The following is a 26,205-nucleotide window of genomic DNA, read 5'->3' on the forward strand; positions in this document are numbered from 1 at the left end:
TTTTGTTCCTAATTATCATTATAAAGCAATTCCATGCTTCTGTCCAATAGAAATCTCCCGATTAAGAAATCGTCTATCAGAATGAGCCCATGCGCCGTTCTTTCCGCTGTACTGCGCGTTTTCCGGTTCCGGACGTCCGCCGGGGAAAAAGAAAACGGCAGCCATGAGCACAAGGCAGCAAAGTATCACGCCCCCCGGTATTGCTTCCCGCCTGGTAAAACGTTTCGCAAATTTCATGATTTACTCATTCCCTCCTTCCGTTTATTCCTCCGGCCTGAATCTTGGAATATCTTCTGTTTCAGAGCCGCCCCCTCCTTTAAGAAATCTAATTTTAGTGCAATACTAAAGATGTTGGATGTGTCATTAAATAGATCATAAAAATTCTGGATAAAACATCTGAAAAAAATATAGAGATGCCTAAAGTCACACAGCCAAGCAGAAATAATACCCCACAAAAAATCGCCGAAATCCTGTGCAAAATAATACTCCAATCTAAATATTAATAGATTTTTTCCTTCTACAACATTAACGACTGACACCCCCGTTTTGTTACACTTTTTTCAAAACTTTTTTATATTATTATCTCCATCCTGATATCTGCAGGCGGACACGGTCATATGGATTCCATCAGAGCAGACATGGCAAGCCAAAAATTTTTCCAAAAAAAGTGTTACAAAAATTGATTTCAATCGTTATATTATCAGAAAGATGAATTTGATCCTTCATACACGTGTTGTGGATTACCGGCAATCCCTTTGAAGAAAGTTGTCAGCCAAGGATTTAAAGGTTCAAAGATAGGAGATTGACGATTGTTAAAAAATAACCAAAAATACAGGAAAGTGATTCTCGCATGTGCCGGTTCAATCGCTGTGATCCTTTATATTTTCTTTATTATTTATTCAAACAAGGCTCATGAGCTTTTAATCCTTAAAAATCCTATCTACAATAAAGCGTTCTCTCAGTATCATTACCTTGCGGGCATGTTTATTCAGTTATATGTAATATGGCTTCACCTGGTAACCCTTTCCGTATACTGTCTGAACAGCATAACCCGGCTTCGGGGGCTTTTGCTGCTGGGAATCCTCTCCATGCTGATATTTGGATTTTGTTTGATTATGGAAATAGCGTTAAACTACTATTTTTTTAAGCTCAATTCCGAAATTCTGCAATTTATCTTAATATTGATCAGTGAATTTGTATTTTACTCCATTTTGTGTCTGCTGAACAGGATAAAAAATAAAGCCCGTCTAAAAAAGAGGTCGTAGCGGTACGAACACAAAAACAGCTATGAGCGCACAAAGCGCCCATAGCTGTTTTCATATATTCAGTTTTCGAAAAGGAGTTCCGTCTTTATTCCGCTGCCGGTTTTTCCTTTCCGATATTCAGAACCAGGTTCAGCAGGATCCCGAAAATCGCCGCGGTGGCAATTGCCGGGAATTTCGCGCCGAGCATGGGGATCATGCCGTCGGAAAACGCGAAGCTGCCGCCGATGCCGATGGTCAGGACGGTCGCGATGATCGCGAGGTTGCGCGAGTCGAACATGTCGACCTTTTTGCTGATCATAATGGTTACGCCCTGCGACGCGATGACGCCGAACAGGTAAATGGAAATGCCGCCGATCACCGCGTTGGGAATCGAGTAGACCGCCGCGGTCAGCGGGGTGAAGCAGGAAATAACCATGGTGATGACGGCCGCCGCAATCAGCATCGGCGTGGAAAAGTTCTTGGTAATCGCCATGGTGCTCAGGTTTTCGCCGTAATTGGTGCCGGCCGGCCCGCCGACCACGCCGGAAATCATATCGCCAAGGCCGTCGCCGATCAGGTTCAGCCCCAGCTTGTCCGAAATATTGTACCGCTTGTCTGAGCCCTTTTGTTTGGCAAGGTTGTTGACATAGATATCAAGCTGATAAAGATGGGCCGTGGATTCCGGAATCGTGGCAATCGCGATCGGCATAATCGCCCCGACCGCCGCCCAGCTTGCTTTCGGCAAAGTGAAGTGCGGGAGCGCGAAGCCGATTGCCGGAATGGAAAACAGGGAGCTTGTTTCCGGAATTTTATTGAAGTCGCAGAAGGCGATTCCATAGATGCCGCCAAGAATCAGCGCCAGAACATAGCCGGTCAGAAGGCCGAGCAGAATCGGGATCTGGCCCCAGGTGCCTTTCAGGTAAACGGAGAACAGGACGGTCACGATCAGGGTCACAAGGCAGATGGTCCACGACAGATTCAGCGCAAGCGCCTTTGCCGCGTCGGTCACGCCGTTCGGCAGGTTTGTGGGGTTGCTCAGTGCCGTTCCCGCGAGGGAAAGACCGATCACCATGGCAATGCTGCCCGTAATGGTGGGAGGAAGGACCTTTTCGATCGCCTCCTGCCCGAACTGCTTGATGATAATCCCGGCCGCAATGGAAACCAGCCCCGAAAGGACGATGCCGAACTGCGCGGCGGCGATTTTGTCATCGGCCACCGGGCCGGCAAACGCCTGTGCGCCCGTGATGGAGCAGATCGCCGTGATGTACGAAAAACTCGATCCGTAGAAAAGCGGGATTTTTCTTCCTGTAATCAGGATAAATCCGATGGTTGCAAGTCCGCTTGCAAAGATCGTGGTGGAAACATGGAATCCGGTGAGCAGCGCGACCAGCACCGTAGCCGGAAACATCACGATGATCTGCTGGAACGCGAACAGCAGCAGTTTCAGAAAAGGTGGCTTTTCATCAGGCAAATAGCCCGCTGCGGGTTGTTTGGTTGACAAAGACGATCCCTCCGTTTATTCAATTGGTTTTTGGCTTTCCGATTATTATACCGTATAATTATCCACAATACAACATAAAATTTAATTTTTGTTCTTTATTATTTTACGCCGTTACGATTGATTTTTTGTTGAAATTATACTATCCTATAGAAGTAAGCGTCAAAATCAACAAGAATATTCCTCAGATATATGCTATAATCACAATTCAATGCGCTGCGCAGGGCCAACGAATAATAATGAGGAGGCAGATTTCATGATTGACGAGCGTTATCTAAAGCTTCTGGCCAAGGATTATCCGAACGCACAGGCCGCCGCATCCGAAATTATCAACCTCAGAGCGATTCTAAGCCTGCCGAAAGGCACCGAATATTTTTTCAGCGATCTTCATGGAGAGCATGAAGCTTTCCTGTACCAGTTAAAAAGCGCTTCCGGCGTCGTGCGGAAAAAAGTCGACGAGCTGTTTGAGCAGTCCCTGTCCGAGGGAGAGCGCACGGCGCTCGCCCGGCTGATCTATTACCCGGAAACGGAGTACTGCGCCGCAAAGCAGCGGGAACCGGCGTTTGACGACTGGTGCCGCATCACCATTTACCGTCTGGTAGAGGTCTGCAAGGAGGCGTCTTCAAAATACACCCGTTCCAAGGTCCGCAAAAAGCTGCCTGAAAGCTTCGCCTATATCATCGACGAGCTCCTGCACGCGGACGGCGGCAGCAACAAGCCGCATTACCACAGCGAAATCATCCGCTCCATTGTGTCGACCCGCATGAGCGAGGAATTTATTACCGCGCTGTGCAACCTGATCCAGCAGCTTCTGATCGACAAATTACATATCATCGGCGATATTTTCGACCGCGGCCCGCGCGCCGACGCGATTATGGACGCGCTGATCGACTGCCACGACGTAGACATCCAGTGGGGCAACCACGATATTTCCTGGATGGGCGCCGCCGCCGGGAACTGGGCGTGCATTGCCAACGTAGTGCGGCTGGGCATCAGCTACAACAATTTCGACCTGCTGGAGGACGGCTACGGCATCAACCTGCGCGCGCTGTCCATCTTTGCGGAGCAGACCTACCACGACGACCCGTGCGAGGCCTTCATCCCCCATATCCTGGACGAAAACCAGTACGACCCCGTGGATATCCCGCTGGCGGCGAAAATGCACAAGGCCATGGCGGTCATCCAGTTCAAGGTGGAGGCTCAGCTCATTAAAAAGCATCCGGAATATCATATGGACGGCCGGATCCTTCTGGATAAAATCGACTTCGAGAAAGGGACGGTCACGCTCGGCGGCAAAGAATACCCCCTGCGCGACAAGCTCTTCCCCACGGTCGACCCCAAACATCCGCTGGAGCTGACCCACGCGGAAACCGAACTGATGAAGACCATCGCGTCCTCGTTCAGCCACAGCGAGCGGCTGGAAAAGCACATCCGTTTCCTGTATTCCCACGGCAGCATGTACCTGCGCATCAATTCCAACCTGCTGTACCACGGGTGCATCCCGCTCCGGGAGGACGGCAGCCTTGACTGCGTCCCCCTTTACGGCCGCGACCATTCCGGACGCGAATATCTGGAATTCCTCGACGGTATGGTGCGCACCGCCTATTTCGCTCCGTCCGGTTCCCCGGAGCGCGAAAACGCGCGCGACCTGATGTGGTACCTGTGGAGCGGGGCAAGGTCCCCCCTGTTCGGAAAATCGAAGATGGCCACGTTCGAGCGGTATTTTATCGACGCCCCCGAAACGCACCGGGAGAAAATGAATCCCTACTATACGCATATCGAGCACCGCTCCACCTGTGAAATGCTGTTAAGGGAATTCGGCCTCGACCCGTCCTCGTCGCACATCATCAACGGCCACGTCCCCGTAAAAGCGGGAGAAGAGCCGGTCAAGGGCGAAGGCCTTCTGTTTATGATCGACGGCGGCATCTCCAAGTCCTATCAGTCCCAGACCGGGATCGGGGGCTACACCTTCATTGCGAATTCCCGCTATCTGGCGCTGGCGGAGCACAAGCCGCTGAAATCCGGCTGCAGCGTGTGCGAGACCTCCCCGAAGGTCATGGTGGTGGAGGCGATCAAGCGGCGCGTCACCGTGGCGGACACCGACAACGGCGCCGAGCTCCGCCGCCAGGTCGAAGAGCTGACCGCGCTGCTGCAGGCTTACCGCAGCGGCACCATCAAGGAAAAATAAAACGATAAGGAAATTGAAAACGATTCATGGATCATCAACTGCAGAAAATCGTACAGCCGCTGCTCTCGTGGTACGACGCGAACGCGCGCGTTCTGCCGTGGCGCGACAACCCCACGCCCTACCGGGTCTGGGTTTCGGAAATCATGCTCCAGCAGACGCGGGTGGAGGCGGTAAAGCCCTACTTTGAACACTTTACTTCGGAGCTTCCCACCGTCGCCGCGCTTGCCGCCGCCCCGGAAGGGCAGCTTATGAAGCTGTGGGAGGGCCTGGGCTACTACAGCCGCGCCCGCAACCTGCAAAAGGCGGCGCGCGCCGTTGTGGAGCGGTACGGCGGCGTTTTGCCCGAGCAGCCGGAGGAGCTTCTGCTCCTGCCCGGAATCGGGGAGTACACCGCGGGCGCCGTCGCGTCCATTGCCTACGGCAAACCGGCCCCGGCGGTGGACGGCAACGTTTTGCGCGTTCTGTCGCGCGTGACCGCCAGCAGGGAACCCGTCGGCGACCTTTCCGTCAAGCGGGGGTTCGCCGAACGGCTGCGGGAAATTTATCCCGCCGGGCGCGCCGGCGCTTTTACCCAGTCGCTGATGGAGCTGGGCGCGATCGTCTGCGTGCCCAACGCCGCGCCGAAATGCGGGGAATGCCCCCTGTCCGCCCTCTGCGCGGCGCACGCGCGGGGCATTGAGCAGGAGCTTCCGGTGAAGGCGGAAAAAAAGAAGCGGACCGTTGAGGAAAAAACCGTCTTTCTGATTCTCTGCGGGGAAAAAGCCGCGCTGCGCAGGCGGCCGGAAAAGGGCCTTCTGGCAGGGCTCTGGGAATTCCCCAACACCCCCGGCAGACTTTCTCCGCGGCAGGCGGCGGATTGGCTGAAAGCTTTGGGCGTTTCTCCCGTAAAAACAGAACGCCTCCCCCCGTCGAAGCATATTTTCACGCACAGGGAGTGGCACATGGCAAATTACCTCGTTACCGTAGAAAGCACCGCCGTGGGCGGTGCCGCGCCGGAAAGCGCCGCGCCGGGCGGCGGCCTCGTCTGGGCGGACCGCGAAGAACTGGCCCAAACCTATGCGCTGCCCACCGCCTTTCAGGGCTGCCTGCGGCAGTTTCTTTCCCGAAGCTGAAAAGCCCCGGAAAACGGAAAAGGCCGTCAATCCGGACGGCTCCGGTCTGACGGTCTTCCTATTCGTAAGTTGTACTGCGTAAAAAATATCCGATAACGGTTGTAGTATAGCACAATTATTTTGAATTAACAATGAATAAATTGTGAACATTTCGACTTTTTCTTCGTATTTTGCAAATTACAGCAATTTTACACGTTCTTTCCCCTTCGGCGGGGGAAGAACGCAGTTCTGCTGCAGGGATCAACTGGGAATGCCGTAATCGTATTTGGTGTTAAAAAAGGAGAATCAAATGAAAGCTTTGATCACCGGGGCCAGTTCCGGCATGGGCCGGGACATGGCAAAAATTCTGAGCGACAGGGGCTGCGGCCTGATTCTGGCCGCCCGCCGGAGGGACCGGCTGGAACAGCTCGCATCCTCACTGAAAACCCCCGTGCGGATTATCTGCGCGGACCTTTCCGTGGAGTCGGAGTGCCTGGCGCTTTACGAACAGGTCAGGAGCGAAAACATCGATATCCTGATCAACAACGCCGGGCTGGGCGTTTTCGGCGCGTTCGACGAAACCGACCTGAAAAAGGAGCTGCGGATGATCGACACCAATATCCGAGCGGTGCATATCCTGACCAAGCTCTTCCTCAGGGATTTCAAGGCGAAAGACGCGGGCTACATCATGAACGTCGCCTCTTCCGCCGCGTTTCAGCCGGGCCCGCTGCTTTCCTCCTATTACGCCTCCAAGGCGTATGTCCTGCGCCTGACGGAGGCCGTTTACGAGGAGCTGCGCCGCAGCGGCAGCCGCGTGCATATCTGCGCGCTCTGCCCCGGGCCGGTCCGCACGGAATTCGATTCGGTGGCCGACGTGAAATTCAGCGTAAACGGGCTGGAAAGCCGGTATGTCGCGGAATACGCCATCCGGAAGATGTTTGCGGGAAAGCTCGTGATCGTCCCCGGCACGCTGATGAAATGCACCCGTTTCTTCGGCAGATTCCTTCCCGAAAAACCGATGCTCAGAATCGCCTACCATATGCAGAAGCGGAAAACCGGCGAAAAATAAACGGCACCCCCGGCGCCTTCGTACAAAACGGAGCGCCGGGGGCTTTTTTCGTTCAGTGGATATCCAGCAGCTTTTCAATCGCGTGCGCCACGCCGTCCTCTTCATTGGTCAGCGTCACGTAATCGGCGATTTGGCGGACGGATGCGTGGCCGTTGCCCATCGCCACGCCGCAGCCGGCGAACTCCAGCATCTGCAGGTCGTTGCGCTCGTCGCCGAAGGCCATGACCTGCTCCGGGGAAACCGCAAGCAGCGCGCACAGGTGGCTCAGCGCGTCGCCCTTGCTGGTGGAGGCGGCGTTGATTTCCAGATTGCTCCCGAAGGAAGCCGTAATGGCGTATTCCTCCTTCTGCGTCAGCTTTTCCACCAGCTCCCGGCGGACGTCCTCCTCCATGTAGGGAATATTGATCTTTTCAAGGAGCCAGCCGTTTTTCTTTAAGAACCCGGGAAGGTCTTCCACAAAAGTCTGATATTTCAGGATCATGTCCCGCATGGCCGGCGGGTAATCGCGAAAGGTGGAAAGAAGCTCGTAGTGCTTTTGATCGATGTAGGAACCCCCTTCCGCGTAAGCTTCCACCATCACGTGATAGGGCATCAGAAAATCAATGATCCATTCGCTTTCCTCCGCCGTCATCCGGTTCGTGTAAATCACGCTGTCCTTTTCCAGATCCACCGCGGAGGCGCCGTTGGACGTAATGGCGTACCGAATGGAGCCGACATCAAGCATTTCCTTCGGAATCATCTGACGCATGCGGCCCGTAGCCGGCACAAGCTCGATTCCCCGCGCGGCGGCGGCCCTCAGTATCCGAACGGTTTTGGGTGACATGGTCTTATCCGTTTTCAGAACGGTTCCGTCCATGTCGAGTGCGATCAGTTTGATGTCCAAATTGATTTCCTCCTCAGGTTTTTGTGTTTGGTTCTATTATAACATGCTTAACCGCTCCGGGGGAAGCTCCCGCCGTTTTATTCCTGAAAAGTCCAATTTTTGTGCCAATACACCAATTAAATCCGGTTTTATTGCGAAAATTTTTATTTATTTAGTCTTTTATTTTCACGATAGTGTATGTTATAATGTACTTGTATACCGTAATTTTTTAATAAATTTATTAAAATCGGGAAGTGATTTATAATTAGAAATAAGAGTAGGAGTTTGGTCCGTTCCTCCCCAGTTTCCTCCGTCAGCTTTTTGAAGGACGCTTTAAAAAGCATCTTCATTCTGGGTGCCGCCACTTCTGTTTCTTTTCTGATTGTAAAGTTATCCGGCAGTTACGACCATTTGGCAGTTGTGTATGTTCTTGCGGTTGTGCTGGTTTCAAGATTCACCGCGGGCTATCTGTGGGGAATCCTTGCGGCAATCACCGGTGTGATCGGCACAAACTACTATTTCACCTATCCTTACCACGCATTTAACTTTACCATCTCCGGCTATCCTGTCACCTTTATCAGCATGCTTGCCGTTTCCATTGTCACAAGCGCGATGACGGTCCGGATCAAGGAGCAGGCGCGGCTTTCCGAACAGCGGGAAAAACGGACGGAAAACCTTTATGAATTCAGCAAAAAACTGGTTGCGGCGGGCGATTCCGGCCAGGTCGTGGCCCTCACGCTGGAATATCTGTGCAGATATACCCGTCAAAGCGTGATTTTCTACCTGACGGACCCGCTTTCCTCGCAGGGGACCGTGAAAAGCACCTGCGACCGCCACCGGATTCTGCTGGATTCCAAGGAAGAAAGGTCCGCGGCGCATCAGGCTTTTGCGGCCAATGTGAAAACGTCCACGAGGGACTGCCTGTATCTGCCCCTGTCCTCTCAGGAAAAAATCCTGGGGGTGGCCGGCCTTGTTTATGAAAACAAAGAAAAACCGGAACCCGGTGTGCTTACCTTCTTCGACCTTCTGCTTTCCCAGGCCGCGCTGGCGCTGGAACACCGGCAGCTGGCCGAAAAGCAGCAGCGCATCATGATGGAAGCGGAAAAAGAAACCATGCGCACCAACCTTTTGCGCGCGGTGTCGCACGATCTAAGAACGCCGCTCACCAGCATCCTCGGCGCCAGCGCGGCCATTGCCGAAAACAGGGACCTCATCGATCCGGCCGCCCACGACAAGCTGATTTCCGACATTCACGAGGAGGCCGAATGGCTGATCCGGATTGTGGAAAATCTGCTGACAGTCACGCGCATCAGCCAGAAGCCGGCGACCCTGAAGAAATACCCGGAGGCTGCGGAGGAAATCGTAGCTGAAGCCGTAGGGCGCATCCGGCGCCGGTACCCCGGGGCGGAGATCCATGTTTCCGTCCCCTCTGAATTCCTGATGGTTCCCATGGACGCCACCCTGATTGAACAGGTCATTATCAACCTGCTTGAAAATTCCATCCGGCACGCGGGAAAAGCGCTCCCCATCAGGCTGGAAGTGTTCGTCGAGGGGGACCAGGCTGTTTTCCGTGTCAGCGACAGGGGAAAGGGAATCCCCGCGGAAGAGCTTTCCCGCCTTTTTACGGGAACTTCTCCCGCAAAAAACAAAAGCAGCGATTCCTCAAGGGGAAACGGCATCGGTCTGACGATATGCATGTCCATTGTGAAAGCGCACGGGGGAAAAATGACCGCCGAAAACCGGAAAGACGGCGGAGCGGCGTTTACCTTTCTGCTGCCGTTGGGGGGGAGCTGAGTCCGATGATTAACAAAGCGACCGTTCTGATTGTGGAGGACGAAGCGCCAATCTGCAATTTTATCTCCACGATCCTGACCGCAAACGATTACCGTACCCTGAAAGCGGAAACCGGCGCCTGCGCCATTTCCATGATCTCTTCCCACTGCCCCGACGTGGTCCTTCTGGACCTGGGGCTGCCGGACATAGACGGCCTTGAGGTTTTGAAAGCGGTCAGAAACTGGTCGGGTATTCCGATCATCGTTGTCTCCGCCCGCGGAAACGAAACGGAAAAGGTCGAAGCGCTTGACCTTGGCGCGGACGACTATATTACCAAACCCTTTGGCACATCCGAACTGCTGGCGCGCATCCGCACCGCTATCCGACACAGCATCAAAATGGAAACCGGCGAAGATTTCCCCGGCGGCCTGTTCACGAAAGGCGGCCTGACCATTGACTTTGACAAGCATATGGTCACCGTGGACGAAACGGACGTCCACCTGACGCAGATCGAGTTCAAAATCGTCGCTCTGCTGGCCAAGCATGCGGGCAGCGTGCTGACCTACGCTTTCATCATCAACCAGGTCTGGGGGCATTTCGCGCAGAGCGACCGGCAGATCCTGCGCGTAAACATGGCAAACATCCGCCGCAAAATCGAACAGAATCCCGCCGAGCCCAAGTACATACTGACGGAAGTCGGCGTCGGCTACCGCATGAGCGACGAGCCATAGCACAGCAAAAACGGTTCTTTCCCATTTTTCCAGGGGGTTTTATAAACTTTATCGTTATTTTTTTAACACTCGGCTTGAATTTTCGTCTCTAAGAGAAATTAGCAATGATTTCCTGCCTGTTTGAAGTCGTGAGTATAAACGCCCCATTTTGTAAATTCTAATATTATATTTGGAGGGATTGTCATGAAAAAAGGGAATAAGATCAGCATCCTCGGCGCAGGAAACGTAGGCGCCACAATCGCATATACGCTCACTCTGGACGGAATGGCGTCCGAGATCGTTCTGGTGGACATCAACCAGAACAAAGCGAAGGGCGAGGCCATGGACATTATCCAGGGGACCGCGCTGTGCCCGCCGGTAAACATCTACGCCGGCGATTACCCGGAAATCAGGGATTCCGACATCGTCATCGTGACCCTGGGCTGCGCGCGCAAACCCGGACAGTCCAGAATCGACCTTGCGCAGGGCAACGTCAACATCATCAAGAGCGTCATGCCACAGGCCGTGCGTTATGCGCCGGACGCGATTTATGTCGTTGTCAGCAACCCGGTGGACATCATCACCTACACGATCCTGAAAACAACGGGCCTTCCGGAATCGCACGTTTTCGGCTCCGGTACGCTGCTTGATTCCAGCCGTCTGCGCGAGAGCCTTGCGCGTACGCTCGGAATCAGCCCGAAAAATATCCATGCCTATATGTTCGGCGAGCACGGCGATTCTTCCATGGTGCCGTGGTCCCTCACCAGCGTCGGCGGCATCCCGCTGAAAACCTATCTCAACAGCATGAGCGACAAGAACCCCGATTTCAAGGAGCTGGACCTTGCGGCGATTGAAACCGATGTCCACACCTCCGGCGCGCAGGTCATCAGCCTGAAGGGCGCGACCTACTACGCGATCGCCCTTTCCGCGCGCCGTATCTGCGAGTGCATCCTCCGCGACACGAACACCGTCACCACTCTTTCCGGCATGATCCACGGCGCCTACGGCATTGACGACGTCTGCCTCAGCCTTCCGTTTGTCCTTGACTGCCACGGCATCAGCAGCATGAAGGCGCCCGAGCTGACCGCCGAGGAGCAGGAAAAACTGCTTGCCAGCGCCAATGTTCTGAAGAGTACCATCGCTTCTCTCGATATCTAATTTGAAAGGATGTATATAAATGGATTACGCAAAGGAATCGCTCAGACTTCACCGCGAATGGAAAGGCAAGATTGAGGTCGTCTGCCGCGCGCCGCTGAACACGCGCGACGATCTGTCGCTCGCTTACACCCCCGGCGTTGCCCAGCCCTGCCTTGAAATTCAAAAGGATGTCAACCAAAGTTACGAACTGACCCGCCGCTCCAACCTTGTGGCGGTTGTCACCGACGGCACCGCGGTGCTCGGGCTCGGCGACATCGGCCCGGAAGCGGGCATGCCGGTCATGGAGGGCAAATGCGCCCTGTTTAAGGCTTTCGGCGACGTGGACGCGATTCCTCTCTGCGTCCGTTCCAAGGAAGTGGACGACATCGTCAACACCGTCCGTCTGCTCGCGGGCAGCTTCGGCGGCGTCAATCTGGAGGATATCTCCGCTCCCCGCTGTTTTGAAATCGAAAGAAAATTGAAAGAGTGCTGCGATATTCCGATTTTCCACGACGACCAGCACGGCACCGCGGTCGTCACCCTTGCCGCCATGCTCAACGCGCTGAAGCTCACCGGAAAGAAGCTTGACGAAATCCGGGTCGTCACCAGCGGCGCGGGCGCGGCGGGGATCGCCATCATCAAGCTGCTGATCGCGCTCGGCCTGAAGGACGTCATCATGTGCGACCGCAGCGGCGCCATTTATGAGGGCCGCGAGGGTCTCAACGCCGAAAAGAAGGAAATGGCCGCGATCACCAACCGCAGCAAGCGCAGCGGCAGCCTTGCGGACGTGCTCAAGGGCGCGGATGTGTTCATCGGCGTTTCCGCTCCGGGCTGCGTGACCCAGGAAATGGTCAGGAGCATGAACAAAGACCCCATCCTGTTCCCCATGGCGAACCCGACGCCGGAAATCATGCCCGACCTGGCTCTTGAAGCGGGCGCCGCGGTGGTCGGTACCGGCCGCAGCGATTTCCCGAACCAGATCAACAACGTTCTGGCTTTCCCCGGCATTTTCCGCGGAGCGCTGGACGTCCGCGCAAGCGATATCAACGATGAGATGAAGATCGCCGCGGCTTACGCGATCGCAGGCTTCGTCACCGACGATAAGCTTTCCGCGGAGTACATCATCCCGAGCGCGCTCGACCGCAGCGTGGCCGCCGCTGTTTCGAAGGCCGTCGCGGAAGCCGCCCGTAAAACCGGCGTGGCAAGAATCTGATATCTGTTCGCCAAAAGCCCTTTCTCTTTTCAGAGAAAGGGCTTTTTTGAGGTTTGGGCCGAAGATTTGCTCGTCCTGCTGACTCCAAATCCCCTCTGCCTCCCTCTTTGAGGGAGGTGTCGCGCCCGGCGCGACGGAGGGAGTCTCGGAGCACTCCACTCCCGATTTAACGTAAGTCAATTGGAAGCGTCGCCGTAGGCGCATGCCGACCGCATGATCCGCGCCCGGCGCGACGGAAGGAGTCTCCGCCTGCTACATTAGAGCATCGCCGCAAGTAGGAGCTGAACATTAGCTTTGCCCTCAGGCCGGGCGGGCCCCTGCTTTCGCTCTTGTCCGAAAGTAGGCAAAGGACGCGCAGGGGGATTTTTAATTCCCGGCGGGAGGGTCCCATAAAATCCCCCTGCACCCCCGGGTTATCCCCAAAGTACCTTTGTGTGGCACGATACTGCTATGGTCTTCATTGACGGAGGTACGGAAAAGCGGGGGGACTCCCTCAAAGAGGGAGCCGAATCCCCTGCCTCCCTCTTAGAGGGATTTGTTTCGGGGTCCTCTAAAACCGATTCAACATACAACTGCTGACCGCATGGTCCGCGCCCGGCGCGACGGAAGGAGTTTCACTCATGACTGCCGACCGCATGGTCTGGAGGGAGTCTGACAGATACGGCATTTTTACGTCAAAAAAGAGGTTAAGGAAAAAATCCTTAACCTCTCAACCTATACAGACCTTACCGCCCACATGGACAGTATGCAAGATGCATGGCGCTAATTCCAATATATCGCGCAAACCACGATTGTTCGTACTGTATACTATTCTTAGTATATCCTAAAATTTTGATTTTGTCAACCTTTTTTCTCGTTTATTTAAAATTTATTTTTTAACCGATTCCCAAAGCGCCGGGCGCCGTATCCTTCAGTTTCTCCACCAGCGCCGTCGATTTTTCCTTATCCGCGCCCATAGCCGAAATGTAAATCTTGATTTTCGGTTCCGTCCCGCTGGGGCGCACCGTCAGCTTGCTCCCGTTTTCCAGCCGGTACTCCAGCACGTTGGATTTCGGCAGCAAAATATCGCTCATGGTGCCGCCGTCACACCGCTTTGAGGTTTTGTAGTCGCTCCAGCCGGCGACCCCGCATCCGACGATCTCCTTCGGCGCGTTTGCGCGCAGGTTCTCCATGATGCAGTCCATCCGGATCATCCCGTCCTCGCCCTCAAAGCCGAAGCTGACCTGGCTGTTTTCGTAGTAGCCGTATTTCTGATAAAGCGCGTCCATCGCGTCCACAAGGGTCATGCCCTTTTTACGGTAATCGTAAGCCATCTGGCAGATCAGCATACTGGCGTCCACAGCGTCCTTGTCGCGGACATACCCGCCGGAAAGATAGCCGTAGCTCTCCTCAAAACCGAAGATATAGCGGTCGGCTTCCCCGTTCTCCTCCAGAAGGGCGATCTGGTCGCCGATGTATTTGAACCCGGTCAGCACGTGCCGCAGCTCGATTCCGTAGTCCTTTGCGACAGCCGCCGTCATGTCGGTGCTGACAATGGTGGTCACCGCCACGGGATTTTTCGGCATGGTACCGTTCTGCAGGCGGCCGCGGGCGATAAAGTCGAGCAGAAGCACGCCCACCTCGTTGCCGCTCATCAGGATGAACTTGCCGTGCTGGTTGACGGCGATCCCGCAGCGGTCGCAGTCCGGATCGGTGGCAAGCAGCAGGTCCGGCTGTACCTTCTCGCAAAGGTCAAGCCCCTTCTGCAGCGCCTCTTTGATTTCCGGGTTCGGAAACGGGCAGGTGGCAAAGGTGCCGTCCGGGAATTCCTGCTCCGGCACGACGGCAACGTCCTTCACGCCGATTTTGTCCAGGATCCGGGTGACACAGACGCGCCCCGTCCCGTTCAGCGGCGTGTAGACCACCTTCAGCCCCTCGCATTTTTCCGTAAAGACCCGCTGTTTCATCACTTCTTCCAGGAAGGAATCGATCACTTCGTCCGGAATATAGCTGACGGTTCCCGCTTTTACGGCGTCGTCAAAATTTACGCGCTTTACGTCGTCGAAAATATCAAGGCTGTTGATCTCACTTAAAACCTCGTCCGCCATTTCAAGGGCGATCTGGCAGCCGTCGCTGCCGTAAGCCTTGTACCCGTTATATTTTGCGGGGTTGTGGCTGGCGGTAATGCAGATGCCCGCGTCACAGTGCAGATAACGCACCGCGTAAGAAAGCGTGGGCGTCGGGGAAAGCCACGGATAAATATGCGCCTGAATCCCGTTCGCGGCCAGCACCGCGGCGCTTTCGCGCGCGAAAACATCCGATTTGATGCGGCTGTCGTACGCGATCGCCACGGACGGCGACTTTCCGTGCTTGTTCAGATAATTGGCAAGGCCCTGCGTCGCCTTGCGGACGGTATAAACATTCATCCGGTTGGTGCCCGCGCCGATCACGCCGCGCAGGCCGCCGGTGCCGAATTCCAGATTGCGGTAGAAACGGTCGTTGATCTCTTCGGGCTGATTCTGAATTTTTTCCAGTTCTTCGGTCAAGTCCGGGTCGTCCAGCTTCGTATTGAGCCATCTTTCATATTCCGTCATGAAAAACATTCCTTTCCAAAATATAGAACTCCATCGCCTGTCTTTGCGGCAGCCCCCTTGGGGGTGCGCCGGAGGGAGCCGCTCCCGGCGGGCCCGGGGATTTCAGAGTTTTTAATTCCCATTAAGATTACCATTTGTTCCGAAAAGTGTCAATCAGATTTTCACGATATTTGTGACGACGCCGTTCTTCGTAATATCGAGGATTCCGTAAGTGCCCCGGCTCCCGTTCAGGCTGCCGGGATTCATGATATACAGCCCGTCCTCGTAATCCGTCATCGCGTAATGGGTGTGGCCGAACAAAAGGATGTCCGCCTTGCGGCTCCGCGCCGCCTCAGTTGCCGTATACAATCCGTATTTAACATTATAGGTATAACCATGAGTATAGAAAATATGCTTGCCGGAAAGGGTGATGTCCCCGTCCACCGGCAGCGTGGAACCCCAGTCGCAGTTCCCGCGCACCAGAAGAAACATTTTTTCAGGGAAGCTGCTCTGGATTTCCTGTGCTTCCTCCGCCCCGTCCCCCAGGTGGATGACCACCTCGGCGGCGGGCTGTTTTAAAATTGCCTCGCGCAGGGCGTACGCGTCCCTGTGCGTGTCTGAAACCACTAAAATCCGCATTTTAAAAAACCTCCGAATGGCGGCGGCTTTCCGCCGTCATATATGAAACTCCCGCATCATACAATGATAGCGGGGTGATTGTATGCCAAACAACGATGCACAAAAACAGCTGCTGGAAAGCCTGATCAACCAGCTTAGTCCGACGGACCGCAAGAAGCTGCAGGATGTGCTTGCCGACAAAACCGCTACGGAAAAAATACTCAGCACACCACAGGCTCAGGAACTTTTAAAGAAATTTTCGGGAGGAAAATAAATGGACGATCTTGCCGCTATGCTCAGTGAGCTGTTAAAGAGTCCGGGTGCCATGGATAAGCTCAAGGGGCTTGCCAACGGCCTGTTGGGCGGCGCGGCGGCGGAGCCGGCGGCAGACGGCGACGCTCCCCCACCGGAGCCGCCCGACGGCGGTTCTCCGCTCGGGATCGACGCCGATGCTCTGCAAATGATGACAAAAATCGCGCCGCTGCTTTCCAGCTTCCGTCAGGAAGACGACAGCACAAGGTTTCTGCACGCCCTGCGGCCCCTTCTCAGCGAGGAGCGTCAAAAAAAGCTTGATGAGGCCATCAAGCTTTTGCAGTTGATGCGGCTCCTTCCTCTTTTCAAAAGCAGCGGAATATTCTGAGGTGTAAATCATGGCTGATAATTATCCTTATGATTTTCAGCGCCTGCAGCAGGACGCGATCCGCAGGGCGCGGGAAATGCAGGCGAGGGCCCGGGTCCCCGCCCCGCCGCTGAACCAAAGCGCGCCCGGTCCGCCGGCCGCGCCCGCTGCGCAGCCTTCCCCGGCCCCGCAGCAGCACAGCGCCCCTACTCCGGCCCCGCAGCATGTTCCCGCGCCGGAAGCCGGGCAGCAGCGCGAACGCGAGCCGTCCTACGGCCCGCTTACCCCCGTCAAGGATATTTTCGACAGCCTGATGAGCGACAGCGAGCGCACGCTGCTTCTGGTGCTGATTCTTCTGCTGACGGAGGAAAAGGCCGACATCGGGCTGGTTTTCGCGCTGATGTATCTGGTTCTGTGACCGTCAGCCCTCCGGGGCCTGGATGGCGTAAATATATTCCTGCCCGGTAGAGGGGTCGGTTTTCAGCACGTAATCCATATATTTGGTGGGGGTAGGAGCGGCGACGGCACTGGTCGTCTGTGTGCGCCACGTATCGCTGGGCGAAACGTAGCCGACATGCAGAACGGTACTGTCGCCCTGTTTTTTCGCGCTCTCCGTATAGGGCAGAAAGCTGCTGTCCGAAGAGTACAGCGCCACGTGGAACTGGTTTTCCTCCGAATTGTACTCAAAGAAGGTTTCCTCTGCGGGCGTTTTCGGCTGAAGCTGACAGTCCGGGCCGAACAGCGCGCGGCAGGAGTCCACCACGTCGCCGAGCGGGACCAGGATTCTGCCCGTGTCGTCGTAGCTGTTGTAATTGGTCCCGTTGTTTTCCGTGATGGTTTTCCACAGGGAAGCGTTCAGGACAAACTCCTCGTCGGCCTTATCGGGGGACGCGAAGGGCTTCGGGTCCTGCATCACGACGGTGGTGAGGAAGGAATCGTAGACGCGCAGCTTGCTGTCGTCGGTCGCCGCGAAATAGATGCTTTTCCCGATGGCGGCGGCAATGAACCCGACGCCGACCAGCGCGAGGATCAGCACCAGCGCGCCGACCGCCACTCCGTAGCGGCGCCGCCTGCGCCGTACCGTCCCGGCGGGTCTTTCCGGCACCTCCGGTTCTTCCGGCTCCGGCTCCAGCCCGTCGTCCCATTTGGTCAAAAGCTCCTCGCCCTCGTCCTGCTGCTCCTCCGGCAGGAAATCGTCGATTTCAATATCCTGCGGCGGCTCCGCGGTCTCCGGCTGTTCCGCCGGTTTGTCGCCGTACACGCCGCGGTAGTCGGCCGAGAACCCCTCTATCTTCCTTCGCTGTTTTTTACTCATTTAAAAATACTCCGTATTCTATCTTATTTGGCCGCTGCCGCTGATAATAAACTTCGTAGACGTCAGTTCATTCGCGCCCATCGGCCCGCGCGCGTGCAGCTTCTGCGTGGAAATGCCGATTTCCGCGCCCAGCCCGAATTCGCCCCCGTCGGTAAAACGGGTGGAAGCGTTGACGTACACCGCCGCGGAATCCACCTGCTCCGTGAATTTCTGCGCGTTTTCATAGCTTTTTGTCACGATCGCCTCGCTGTGGCCGCTGGAATACCGCGCGATATGCTCAATCGCCTCGTCGATGCCGCCTACCACCTTGACCGCGAGGATATAATCCAGATATTCGGTCGCCCAGTCCTCTTCCACCGCGGGAATCACGCCGGGGCCGAGGATCTCCCTCGTCCGCCCGCAGCCGCGGATTTCCACGTTCTTCCCGTCGAGCCGCGCCTTGATGGCCGGCAGCGCCTTTTCGGCGATGTCCCGGTGGACAAGCACGGTCTCGATCGCGTTGCAGACGGACGGGCGCGAGGTCTTTGCGTTATCAATAATATTCGCCGCCATATCGATATCGGCGGAATCGTCCACATAGACGTGGCAGTTGCCCGAGCCGGTCTCGATCACCGGCACGCGGGAATTCCGGACCACGGACTGAATCAGCCCCCGGCCCCCGCGCGGGATCAGCACGTCGATCATTCCGGTAAGCTGCATCATTTCCACAGAGGACGCGCGGCTGGTGTCCCGTACCAGCTGGATGCTGTCTTTCGGCAGCCCGGCTTCCTCTGTTGCGGCGCGCATGATTTCGGCAATGCGGGTGTTGGAGCGGATGGCTTCCTTGCCGCCGCGCAGAATGACCGCGTTCCCCGCCTTCAGGCAGAGCGCCGCGGCGTCCGCCGTGACGTTGGGCCTTGCTTCGTAAATAATGCCGATGACGCCGAGCGGCACGCGCACCTGCTCAATTTTCAGGCCGTTGGGCCGCACGCCGCCGCCCACCACCGTCCCGATCGGATCGGTCTGCGCCGCTACGCCGCGGATTCCCTCCGCCATCCCCCTGATCCTGGCGGGGTTCAGCGTCAGCCGGTCCAGCAGGGATTCGCTCATGCCGTTTTCCCGGGCGGCTTTCAGATCCTTTTCGTTTTCGGAAAGGATTTCGTTTTCCCCGTTTTCAATCGCCGCCGCCATCGCGGAAAGCGCGGTGTTTTTCTTCGCGCCCGCCGAGGCAAGAACGCGGGCGGCTTCCTTCGCGTTTTTCCCCATTTGTTCTAAAACGGTCATGATATCACCCCTTCTTATCTTACTGCTTTTTCGTGCCGAAAAGTGTCCCTATTTGTACACCGTCGAAAAGCCGGTACAGCGTCCTCGGGTCCGCGCCGCTCATCACGCAGCAGGGGATGCCCGCCTCGTTCGCGATCGCGGCCGCGCTCACCTTGGTGCTCATTCCGCCCGTCCCGCGGTTGGAGCCGGTCCCGCCCGCCAGCGCGCGGACCTCGTCCGTGACCTGCGCCACATAGGGGATGCGCTTTGCTTCGGGGTCCACGCGGGGATTCGCGTCGTACAGGCCGTCGATGTCCGTCAGGATGACCAGCAGGTCCGCGTCCACCAGAGCGGCGACCGTTGCGGACAGGGTGTCGTTGTCGCCGAAATTGCTGCCCAGCAGCTCGTCGATGGCGACGGAGTCGTTTTCGTTGACGACCGGGATAATTCTCATTTTGATCAGTTCGCTAAAGGTGTTCTGGGTATTTTGCTTGTTGTGCTCGTTCGCGACCACGTCCCCGGTCAGCAGCACCTGCGCGACCGTCTGGTTGTACTCGCCGAACAGCTTATCGTACATGAACATCAGCTCGCACTGGCCCACCGCGGCGATCGCCTGTCTTTTCTCCGTTTCCGGCGGCCGTTCCGGCAGCCCGAGCTTTCCGACGCCGACGCCGATCGCCCCGGAAGTGACAAGGACGATTTCCCTGCCCGCGCTCTGAAGATCGGTCAGCACCTTGCACAGCGTTTCCATCCTGCGCAGGTTCAGTTTCCCGTTTTCGTAAGTAAGGGTGGAGGTACCCACCTTCACGACGATTCTTTTTGCCTGTGTTACAGCCGACATGTTTCATTCTCCTAAAAATTTTATACCTTAAATTATACCATAATCCGCTTGGATTTTGAAGAAATATCTTTTAAACAAACGGAAAATTCCGCAAACCCCGGCGCTTTTTCGGGCAAAAGCGGCGCGGCCCGATCCATTCCCTTATTTTTTCCTATTTTTCCATTATCTATTGCACAAATGAAAAAAACGCGCTATAATCGATTCGTAAGGCACGAATAAAAAGTGCAAAGCAGGCGGAAGGTACGGGAATACCAACCGCCCTGCATACGGAGCACACTCTCCATACACAGCTGAATACTCAGCGCTTTGCGGTTACTATTATACCGCCTGTTCTCCATTTTGTACAGGGGGTATCTTGGGTCCGCGGCACTTTGGCGACGTTGTATATGGAAATTTTTCCTGTACGGCGTTTTTTTGTGCCTTGCCGCAGGAAGGCCGGCGGCGAGAGTCCCCCATTTTGGCTTTTCCCGCCGGTCCTTTTTGTGTTAAATTTTTAATTCCTTGAAAACTTCTTTTTTCGGCCCCGTTTTTGAGGGGCCGCCACTTGGTGGAGGAGTTTAACATATGCTTGGCCGGGCGGAGGCCGTCCCTCCCCCCGGACCATGCGGTCGGCAGGCGCCTGCGGCGATGTTCTTATCTAAGATGAGAGTAGTCTGACTCCCCCAGTCAGGCTCCGCCTGCCAGCCCCCTCGAGGAGGGGGCCAAATCCTGCCTTCCCGTACCCCGTCAATGAAAACCACAGCAGTATCGTGCCACACAAAGGCACTTTGGGGATACCCCGGGGGTGCAGGGGGATTTTATGGAACCCTCCCGCCGGGAATTAAAAATCCCCCTGCGCGTACTTTGCCTACTTTCGTACAAGATCGAAAGTAGGGGCCCGCCCGGCCTGAGGGCAGACCATGCGGTCGGCAAGCGCCTACGGCGATGCTTCCAATCAGTTTACGTTCAATCGAAGTCTGATGCTCCGAAACTCCCTTCGACGCGCCGGGCGCGCCACCTCCCTCACGGAGGGGGGCAGGGGGGTCGCTCTCTTTAGGCTCCCTCTTTGAGGGAGTTGGCAGGCGAAGCCTGACTGAGGGAGTCCGATATAGGGTCCCTGACTGAAAGATTACAACCCGGCCCCCATTTTTGAAGGGGCCGCCACTTGGTGGAGGAGTTTAACATATGCTTGGCCGGGCGGAGGCCGTCCCTCCCCCCGGACCATGCGGTCGGCAAGCGCCTACGGCGATGCTTCCAATCAGTTTACGTTCAATCGAAGTCTGATGCTCCGAAACTCCCTTCGACGCGCCGGGCGCGCCACCTCCCTCACAGAGGGAGGCAGGGGTTCGGCCCTCTCCCCGAGGGGGCTGCCGCGAAGCGGCTGGGGGAGTCCCTCATTCCCCCCGGAACCAGGCGGAAAAATTTCCTCTGCAAATAAAAAACTCCCGGAATTGTCCTCCGGGAGTTCTCTTTTATAAAATGAAGTTGATTCCGCTTAGTCCTTCGGTTCGCGCGGCTTGTTGGTGTTCGCGATAAAGCCGTTGCTTGCACGGGGACGGTCGTCACGGCGGTCATCACGGCGGCGGTCGTCGCGGCGCGGCGCGGGACGGCGGGGAGAATCGGAAATCTCGTTTTCCGGGGTAAGGCCCTCCACCTCGATCAGAGCGTCGCGGCGGGAAAGGTTCAGCCGGCCCTTGTCGTCTATTTCCAGCACCTTGACCATGATTTCGTCGCCGACGTTGACGACGTCGGTCACCTTCTCGGTGCGCTTGACGTCCAGACGGGAAATATGCACAAGGCCCTCTTTGCCCGGCGCAATTTCCACAAACGCGCCGAAGTCCATCAGACGGGTCACCTTGCCGTTGTAAATCGCGCCCGGCTCGGGGTCGTTCACGATCGTATCGATAATGGTCATTGCGCGCTGGCAGTTTTCGGCGTCGATACCGGAAACGAACACGTGTCCGTCCTCTTCCACATCGACCTTCACGTCGCACTCGGCGCAGATCTTCTGGATCACCTTGCCGCCGCTGCCGATCACCTCGCGGATCTTTTCAACCGGAATCAGGGTGGACAGCATTTTCGGGGCGTACTTGGAAAGCTCCTTGCGCGGCTCCGGAATCGCCTTGAGGATGACCTCGTCAAGGATATAATCCCTTGCGCGGTGGGTTTTCTCCAGCGCTTCCCTGACCATTTCGGGGGTAAGGCCGTCGATCTTCAGGTCCATCTGAATAGCGGTAATGCCTTCGTGCGTACCGGCAACCTTAAAGTCCATGTCGCCGAAGAAGTCCTCAAGCCCCTGAATATCGACCATGGTCATCCAGCGGTCGCCCTCGGTGATAAGCCCGCAGGAAATACCGGCGACAGGCGCCTTGATCGGCACGCCGGCGGCCATCAGGGCCAGCGTGGAGCCGCAGATGGAAGCCTGGGAGGTGGAGCCGTTGGAGGACAGCACCTCGGAAACAAGGCGGTAGGCGTACGGGAACTCCTCAACGGACGGGATGACCGGCACGAGCGCCCTTTCGGCAAGCGCGCCGTGGCCGATTTCGCGGCGGCCCGGGCCGCGGCTCGGTTTTGTCTCGCCTACGGAGTAGGACGGGAAATTATACTGGTGGATATAGCGTTTGCTTGTTTCCTCGTCAATGCCGTCCAGCATCTGGCTGTCGCTGACGGGACCGAGGGTGGCGACGGTCAGAACCTGGGTCTGCCCTCTGGTAAACATGCCGGAGCCGTGTACGCGCGGCAGAAGGTCGACCTCCGCGGCGAGCGGGCGCATGTCGTCCATTCCTCTGCCGTCCACGCGTTTCTTCTCGTCGAGCAGCCAGCGGCGGACGACATATTTCTGCGTTTTGTACATGCACTCGTCGATCTTGGCCGCCTGATCGGGGTAAATCTCGTCGAATTTCTCATGTACCATTTCATAAACCGGCTTCAGCCTTGCGTCGCGCACGGTCTTGTCGTCGGTGTCCAGCGCGGCCTTGACCTCGTCCATCGCAAATTCTTTGACGGCGCTGAGCATTTCCTCGTCCGGCTCGTTGCTGGGATAGGAAAATTTCTCTTTGCCGATTTCGGCCTGAATCCCCTTGATAAACGTAATGATCTTCTGGTTGGCCTCGTGCCCGGCCATAATGCCGTTGTACATCACTTCGTCGCTGACGATGTCCGCGCCCGCCTCGATCATGGCGATGCGGGAATCGGTGGAGGCGACGGTGACGGCCATTTTGGAAACCTTGCGCTGCTCCGAGGTCGGGTTGATCACGTACTGCCCGTCCACATAGCCGACGGAAACGCCGGAGATCGGACCCTTCCACGGGATATCGGAAACGCTGAGCGCAATGGAGGTACCCACCATGGCGGCGATTTCCGGCGCGCAGTCGTGGTCGACCGACATCACCGTGGCGACGACGGAAACGTCGTTGCGCATATCCTTCGGGAACAGCGGGCGGATCGGGCGGTCGATCACGCGGGAGGTCAGCACCGCCCTTTCGCTCGGGCGGCCCTCGCGCTTAATGTAGGAGCCCGGAATCCGGCCGACGGAATAGAGCTTTTCCTCAAAATCGACAGAAAGCGGGAAGAAATCCACGCCCTCGCGGGGTTTTGCGGACGCGGTCGCCGCAACGTGGACGACGGTCTCGCCGTAGCGGACCAGGCATTCGCCGTTCGCAAGCTGTCCCATTTTCCCGGTCTCGATCACCAGCGGGCGTCCGGCAAAGTCCGTCTCGTAAACCTTAAAATTTTCAAACATATTGTTCCTCCATTTTTATTTGATACGGGAGGTAACAGGTTTAGCAATAAAACCAGCATCCGGAGCCCGGCTGTTCGTTTCACTGCTAAGTCCCGCGTCTTCCCATAAAATTTACGGTTGTTCACAAAAAGCCTAAAGGCAGGCGGTTTGCACCGCCTGCCCGAACAAACTGTAATTACTTGCGGATACCAAGCTTGGCAATAATCGTACGATAGCGCTCAATATCAACTTTCTGCAAATAGTTGAGCAGGCTCCTTCTTGAGCCGACCATCTTCAGCAGACCGCGGCGGGAATGGTGATCCTTCTGATGGGTCTTCAGGTGCTCTGTCAGGTCGTTGATCCTCTTGGTGAGAACCGCGATCTGAACCTCCGCGGAACCCGTGTCGCCCTCATGCGTGGCGTACTCTTTAATAATCGCTGTTTTTTCTTCTTTTAACATAGTGTTTCCACCCTTTCATCAATTAACCCTCAGTCACAGAAAAAGGCCGGTGAATTCCCCAAAGGGGCTTACTCCTGAATCCGGGAAAGGGGCATAACGTTGTATTATTATAACATGCCGGTTTTGGTTTGTAAATCATTTTATGACGCGTCGGAGGAAAAACCGCCGTTTTTCCGGAAATATTCCCTGGCCTGCTCCCCGTTTTTCAGTATTTCCGCTTTCAGCTCGTCCAATCCGGCAAATTTGCGCTCCGGGCGGAGGAACCGGATCAGGTCCACCCGCACGGTCTCGCCGTAGATGTCGGGCCCGTGGTAGTCGGTCAGCCAGGTTTCCGCCAGGACGGCGGGCGATCCCACCGTCGGCTTGATCCCCACATTGGTAACGCCGCAGTACCGCTCCCCGCCGAAAAACACTCTGGAAATATAAACGCCGAAACGCGGAAGGACAAAGTCCTTCGGCACCGCCTGGTTCAGCGTGGGGGTGCCCAGCACCCGCCCGAGCCGCCGCCCGTGCAGGACCGGCAGGACGTACCCGTAGGGCCGGCCCAGCAGCCTTGCCGCCTCGTCCACGTCGCCGTTCGCGATCACGGAGCGGATGCGCGTGGAGCTGACGGGCTCGCCGTCCAGCAGGACGGCGTGGGTCACGGCGGTTTCCATGCCCCGCTCCCCGCAGAGGCGGGAAAGCAGCTTGCTGTCCCCTTTTCCGCCGCGCCCGAACGTGAAGTTGAACCCGCAGCAGACTTTTTTCGCTCGGCAGACCCTTTGCAGGATCTGGCCGACGAATTCCTCCGCTGACAAATCCTTCACCGCCGAAAAATTCAGAATGTACATCTGTTCCACGCCGAATTCCTCCAGCAGGCGGATTTTCTGCTCCTGCGTAATGATCTCCCCGCCCGCGCTTCCGCCCAGATCGGTGAGCGGGTTGTGCGCGAAGGTGAGCACCGTTGGGACAAGGCCCTTCTTCTTCGCCTCCACCGCTGTGGAAATCACTTTTTTGTGACCGATATGCAAACCGTCAAAGCTGCCCAGCGCAACGGCGGAATCGCCGAAAGCGGGCGTCAAATCGTAGTAAACGTTCATCATGCATTCTTCTCCAGTATCAAGACTTGCAAAATCCGCGGTCCTTTCCGCCAAAATCAGTTCCCTTCCTCATAGAAAAGCCGAAGCACGGAAAGCTCCGCTTTCTCCCTGTCGACGGTCCCCAGCCCCAGAAAGCTTCCTTCGGGGGAGAGCACGCGCAGAAAGGCGCCGTCCGTTCCGTCCCCCGGCAGCCCCGGAAGGCGTTCCAGACTGAGCGCGCCGCCGTTGCAGAACCGCCGCGCCTGCGCGCCCGTCACCCGCAGCGCGGGGCGGCCGGAAAACAGGCTTTCGGTCGGCCGGACCATCCGCTCCAGCGTCCCCTGTTCGGAAAGCCGCTTCGCCTCGTCCAGCGAAACCGCGTCCTTCAGCGAAAATCCGGCGGCCCGCGTCCTCCTCAGCGAGGACATCACACCGAACGTCCCCAGCCTTTCGCCGATATCCGCGCAGAGAGTCCGTATATAGGTTCCCGCGGAGCAGCGCACGGTCAGCGCGCCGCTCTGCGTGTTTTCGTCAAATTCATTCAGAATCAGCTCATAAATCGTAACCGGGCGCTTGTCGCGCTCCACCTCTATCCCCTGCCGCGCAAGGGTGTAAAGCCGCTGTCCGTTTTTCTGCACCGCAGAGTACATCGGCGGAATCTGCCAGATATTTCCGCGGAAATAAGGCAGTACGGCTTCTATTTGGGCCTTTTGGACCCTTTCGCCGCATTCCTGCAGCTTTTTGCCGGTAATATCCTGTGTGTCGGTGCGGTACCCAAGCTGAAAACCGGCGCGGTACTCCTTGTCCGTGTCGTCCAGAAGCGAAGCCGCCCGCGTCGCTTTTCCCAAAAGCAGGGGCAGAACCCCGGTGGCCATCGGGTCAAGGGTGCCGGTGTGGCCGATTTTCTTCTGTCCGCAGAGGCGGCGCATCACCGCCACCACGTCAAACGAGGTGAAGTCCTGCGGCTTGTCTATTACGATGACCCCGTTCATGGCTTCCCTCCCGCCGTCTCCGT

At 56.5% G+C, this 26,205-nt stretch carries 22 protein-coding genes; 10 read left to right on the plus strand and 12 right to left on the minus strand.

All coding sequences use genetic code 11. The features are described 5' to 3' along the window. Positions 1–18: 18 nt before the first annotated feature. Together ACQGQ5_RS08150 and ACQGQ5_RS08155 are read right to left on the minus strand one after the other, a co-directional pair. On the minus strand, positions 19–237 hold the full coding sequence (locus ACQGQ5_RS08150) for a hypothetical protein (protein ID WP_455736029.1): 219 nt from the start codon (positions 235–237) through the stop codon (positions 19–21). A gap of 1,113 nt (positions 238–1,350) precedes the next feature. Then, positions 1,351–2,745 (minus strand): uracil-xanthine permease family protein, encoded by a 1,395-nt coding sequence (locus tag ACQGQ5_RS08155; RefSeq protein WP_455736030.1) that lies wholly within the window; start codon positions 2,743–2,745, stop codon positions 1,351–1,353. A 253-nt stretch (positions 2,746–2,998) separates the two neighbouring features. Here ACQGQ5_RS08155 and ACQGQ5_RS08160 point away from each other — a divergent pair, with 253 nt between their 5' ends. The 3 genes from ACQGQ5_RS08160 to ACQGQ5_RS08170 all read left to right on the plus strand — a co-directional run bounded on the left by ACQGQ5_RS08160 (position 2,999) and on the right by ACQGQ5_RS08170 (position 7,090). Then, entirely contained in the window at positions 2,999–4,930 is a 1,932-nt protein-coding gene (locus ACQGQ5_RS08160; RefSeq protein WP_455736031.1) for a fructose-1,6-bisphosphatase, read from the plus strand. Positions 4,931–4,956: 26 nt separating this feature from the next. Then, positions 4,957–6,042: an A/G-specific adenine glycosylase gene (gene mutY / locus ACQGQ5_RS08165; protein WP_455736032.1), complete on the plus strand. Its 1,086-nt coding sequence runs from the start codon at positions 4,957–4,959 to the stop codon at positions 6,040–6,042. Between the two features lie 289 nt (positions 6,043–6,331). Continuing rightward, positions 6,332–7,090, plus strand: a complete 759-nt coding sequence (locus ACQGQ5_RS08170) for an SDR family NAD(P)-dependent oxidoreductase (protein WP_455736033.1) — start codon at positions 6,332–6,334, stop codon at positions 7,088–7,090. Between the two features lie 52 nt (positions 7,091–7,142). Here ACQGQ5_RS08170 and ACQGQ5_RS08175 read toward each other — a convergent pair whose 3' ends face one another. Then, the gene (locus ACQGQ5_RS08175) at positions 7,143–7,973 is read right to left on the minus strand and encodes a Cof-type HAD-IIB family hydrolase (protein WP_455736034.1); all 831 of its coding nucleotides are present in this window, start codon (positions 7,971–7,973) and stop codon (positions 7,143–7,145) included. Between the two features lie 264 nt (positions 7,974–8,237). Between ACQGQ5_RS08175 and ACQGQ5_RS08180 the strand changes: the two genes are divergently transcribed. The 4 genes from ACQGQ5_RS08180 to ACQGQ5_RS08195 all read left to right on the plus strand — a co-directional run bounded on the left by ACQGQ5_RS08180 (position 8,238) and on the right by ACQGQ5_RS08195 (position 12,785). After that, the gene (locus ACQGQ5_RS08180) at positions 8,238–9,746 is read left to right on the plus strand and encodes a sensor histidine kinase (protein WP_455736035.1); all 1,509 of its coding nucleotides are present in this window, start codon (positions 8,238–8,240) and stop codon (positions 9,744–9,746) included. A gap of 5 nt (positions 9,747–9,751) precedes the next feature. Next, positions 9,752–10,456, plus strand: a complete 705-nt coding sequence (locus tag ACQGQ5_RS08185; RefSeq protein WP_455736036.1) for a response regulator — start codon at positions 9,752–9,754, stop codon at positions 10,454–10,456. A gap of 183 nt (positions 10,457–10,639) precedes the next feature. Next, positions 10,640–11,593, plus strand: coding sequence for an L-lactate dehydrogenase (locus ACQGQ5_RS08190; protein ID WP_455736037.1), 954 nt, complete (start codon positions 10,640–10,642; stop codon positions 11,591–11,593). A 19-nt stretch (positions 11,594–11,612) separates the two neighbouring features. Next, positions 11,613–12,785, plus strand: coding sequence for an NAD(P)-dependent malic enzyme (locus ACQGQ5_RS08195; protein ID WP_455736038.1), 1,173 nt, complete (start codon positions 11,613–11,615; stop codon positions 12,783–12,785). Positions 12,786–13,660: 875 nt separating this feature from the next. Here ACQGQ5_RS08195 and ACQGQ5_RS08200 read toward each other — a convergent pair. Next, positions 13,661–15,358 (minus strand): phospho-sugar mutase, encoded by a 1,698-nt coding sequence (locus ACQGQ5_RS08200; protein WP_455736039.1) that lies wholly within the window; start codon positions 15,356–15,358, stop codon positions 13,661–13,663. 153 nt (positions 15,359–15,511) lie between these two features. Next, complete coding sequence (locus ACQGQ5_RS08205) at positions 15,512–15,976, minus strand: metallophosphoesterase family protein (RefSeq protein ID WP_455736040.1); 465 nt, start codon at positions 15,974–15,976, stop codon at positions 15,512–15,514. Between the two features lie 82 nt (positions 15,977–16,058). Between ACQGQ5_RS08205 and ACQGQ5_RS08210 the strand changes: the two genes are divergently transcribed. Genes ACQGQ5_RS08210 through ACQGQ5_RS08220 form a run of 3 tightly spaced genes read left to right on the plus strand, consistent with a single transcriptional unit; the run spans position 16,059 to position 16,992 of the window. Continuing rightward, positions 16,059–16,229 (plus strand): hypothetical protein, encoded by a 171-nt coding sequence (locus ACQGQ5_RS08210; protein ID WP_455736041.1) that lies wholly within the window; start codon positions 16,059–16,061, stop codon positions 16,227–16,229. Continuing rightward, on the plus strand, positions 16,230–16,595 hold the full coding sequence (locus tag ACQGQ5_RS08215) for a hypothetical protein (protein ID WP_455736042.1): 366 nt from the start codon (positions 16,230–16,232) through the stop codon (positions 16,593–16,595). Positions 16,596–16,605: 10 nt separating this feature from the next. Continuing rightward, a complete protein-coding gene (locus ACQGQ5_RS08220; protein ID WP_455736043.1) occupies positions 16,606–16,992 on the plus strand; it encodes a hypothetical protein in 387 nt (128 codons plus the stop codon). Between the two features lie 3 nt (positions 16,993–16,995). On the opposite strand, the gene ACQGQ5_RS08225 is transcribed toward ACQGQ5_RS08220, so the two are convergent. The 7 genes from ACQGQ5_RS08225 to truB form a co-directional block, all read right to left on the minus strand. Next, a complete protein-coding gene (locus tag ACQGQ5_RS08225; RefSeq protein WP_455736044.1) occupies positions 16,996–17,889 on the minus strand; it encodes a hypothetical protein in 894 nt (297 codons plus the stop codon). An 18-nt stretch (positions 17,890–17,907) separates the two neighbouring features. After that, positions 17,908–19,152, minus strand: coding sequence for a glutamate-5-semialdehyde dehydrogenase (locus tag ACQGQ5_RS08230; protein ID WP_455736045.1), 1,245 nt, complete (start codon positions 19,150–19,152; stop codon positions 17,908–17,910). A 19-nt stretch (positions 19,153–19,171) separates the two neighbouring features. Beyond that, entirely contained in the window at positions 19,172–19,972 is an 801-nt protein-coding gene (gene proB / locus ACQGQ5_RS08235) for a glutamate 5-kinase (RefSeq protein WP_455736046.1), read from the minus strand. Positions 19,973–21,446: 1,474 nt separating this feature from the next. Continuing rightward, positions 21,447–23,693: a polyribonucleotide nucleotidyltransferase gene (locus ACQGQ5_RS08240; protein WP_455736047.1), complete on the minus strand. Its 2,247-nt coding sequence runs from the start codon at positions 23,691–23,693 to the stop codon at positions 21,447–21,449. A gap of 175 nt (positions 23,694–23,868) precedes the next feature. Further along, the gene (gene rpsO, locus ACQGQ5_RS08245) at positions 23,869–24,132 is read right to left on the minus strand and encodes a 30S ribosomal protein S15 (RefSeq protein ID WP_455736048.1); all 264 of its coding nucleotides are present in this window, start codon (positions 24,130–24,132) and stop codon (positions 23,869–23,871) included. Between the two features lie 140 nt (positions 24,133–24,272). Then, a complete protein-coding gene (ribF, locus tag ACQGQ5_RS08250) occupies positions 24,273–25,214 on the minus strand; it encodes a riboflavin biosynthesis protein RibF (RefSeq protein ID WP_455736049.1) in 942 nt (313 codons plus the stop codon). A 53-nt stretch (positions 25,215–25,267) separates the two neighbouring features. Next, complete coding sequence (gene truB, locus ACQGQ5_RS08255; RefSeq protein WP_455736050.1) at positions 25,268–26,182, minus strand: tRNA pseudouridine(55) synthase TruB; 915 nt, start codon at positions 26,180–26,182, stop codon at positions 25,268–25,270. Positions 26,183–26,205 lie beyond the last annotated feature (23 nt).

Source organism: Caproiciproducens sp. (genome assembly GCF_053840905.1).

What these genes read in the sequence shown, in the direction of transcription:
- ACQGQ5_RS08205 (WP_455736040.1), bottom strand. Translation starts at nt 15,976, where the DNA reads ATGCGGATTTTAGTGGTTTCAGACACGCACAGGGACGCGTACGCCCTG.
- ACQGQ5_RS08160 (WP_455736031.1), top strand. Translation starts at nt 2,999, where the DNA reads ATGATTGACGAGCGTTATCTAAAGCTTCTGGCCAAGGATTATCCGAAC.
- ACQGQ5_RS08215 (WP_455736042.1), top strand. Translation starts at nt 16,230, where the DNA reads ATGGACGATCTTGCCGCTATGCTCAGTGAGCTGTTAAAGAGTCCGGGT.
- proB (WP_455736046.1), bottom strand. Translation starts at nt 19,972, where the DNA reads ATGTCGGCTGTAACACAGGCAAAAAGAATCGTCGTGAAGGTGGGTACC.
- ACQGQ5_RS08150 (WP_455736029.1), bottom strand. Translation starts at nt 237, where the DNA reads ATGAAATTTGCGAAACGTTTTACCAGGCGGGAAGCAATACCGGGGGGC.
- ACQGQ5_RS08170 (WP_455736033.1), top strand. Translation starts at nt 6,332, where the DNA reads ATGAAAGCTTTGATCACCGGGGCCAGTTCCGGCATGGGCCGGGACATG.
- ACQGQ5_RS08230 (WP_455736045.1), bottom strand. Translation starts at nt 19,152, where the DNA reads ATGACCGTTTTAGAACAAATGGGGAAAAACGCGAAGGAAGCCGCCCGC.
- ACQGQ5_RS08185 (WP_455736036.1), top strand. Translation starts at nt 9,752, where the DNA reads ATGATTAACAAAGCGACCGTTCTGATTGTGGAGGACGAAGCGCCAATC.
- ribF (WP_455736049.1), bottom strand. Translation starts at nt 25,214, where the DNA reads ATGATGAACGTTTACTACGATTTGACGCCCGCTTTCGGCGATTCCGCC.
- ACQGQ5_RS08220 (WP_455736043.1), top strand. Translation starts at nt 16,606, where the DNA reads ATGGCTGATAATTATCCTTATGATTTTCAGCGCCTGCAGCAGGACGCG.
- ACQGQ5_RS08200 (WP_455736039.1), bottom strand. Translation starts at nt 15,358, where the DNA reads ATGACGGAATATGAAAGATGGCTCAATACGAAGCTGGACGACCCGGAC.
- rpsO (WP_455736048.1), bottom strand. Translation starts at nt 24,132, where the DNA reads ATGTTAAAAGAAGAAAAAACAGCGATTATTAAAGAGTACGCCACGCAT.
- ACQGQ5_RS08210 (WP_455736041.1), top strand. Translation starts at nt 16,059, where the DNA reads ATGCCAAACAACGATGCACAAAAACAGCTGCTGGAAAGCCTGATCAAC.
- truB (WP_455736050.1), bottom strand. Translation starts at nt 26,182, where the DNA reads ATGAACGGGGTCATCGTAATAGACAAGCCGCAGGACTTCACCTCGTTT.
- ACQGQ5_RS08195 (WP_455736038.1), top strand. Translation starts at nt 11,613, where the DNA reads ATGGATTACGCAAAGGAATCGCTCAGACTTCACCGCGAATGGAAAGGC.
- ACQGQ5_RS08190 (WP_455736037.1), top strand. Translation starts at nt 10,640, where the DNA reads ATGAAAAAAGGGAATAAGATCAGCATCCTCGGCGCAGGAAACGTAGGC.
- ACQGQ5_RS08240 (WP_455736047.1), bottom strand. Translation starts at nt 23,693, where the DNA reads ATGTTTGAAAATTTTAAGGTTTACGAGACGGACTTTGCCGGACGCCCG.
- mutY (WP_455736032.1), top strand. Translation starts at nt 4,957, where the DNA reads ATGGATCATCAACTGCAGAAAATCGTACAGCCGCTGCTCTCGTGGTAC.
- ACQGQ5_RS08225 (WP_455736044.1), bottom strand. Translation starts at nt 17,889, where the DNA reads ATGAGTAAAAAACAGCGAAGGAAGATAGAGGGGTTCTCGGCCGACTAC.